The sequence below is a fragment of the Pseudomonas rossensis genome, from assembly GCF_039888995.1.
Lineage (GTDB): Bacteria > Pseudomonadota > Gammaproteobacteria > Pseudomonadales > Pseudomonadaceae > Aquipseudomonas > Aquipseudomonas rossensis.
Map to the genome: position 1 here is coordinate 1 of NZ_JBBWCB010000367.1, position 268 is coordinate 268.

Consider the following 268-nt stretch of genomic DNA (forward strand, 5'->3'; position numbering starts at 1 on the left):
CGCGCGCGGCCATTAACCACGCCTTCAACGTGTTTCTGCAAGGGCCTTCCGGTCAGGTCCGCCTGATACCTGTGTGGCCCGCACACCAAGACGTGATGGCGCAACTGCCCACAACCCTTCCTCGGGATCAGCGCAATCGGATTTCACGATTTCTGTGTCACCTCGAGCAGCAGGATCTGAGCTGGTCAACGCTGGCGCCTGCTGCGGGCGAAGTGCGCCCAGCAGCGTTGGAGGCGGCGGTCAATACGGCCATTACGCAACACGGACT

At 61.9% G+C, this 268-nt stretch carries 1 protein-coding gene; it reads left to right on the forward strand.

What is annotated here, in order from left to right; all coding sequences use genetic code 11:
• The coding region (locus WLY71_RS30905; protein ID WP_347806606.1) for a hypothetical protein at positions 1-268 on the forward strand (268 nt) is incomplete at both ends.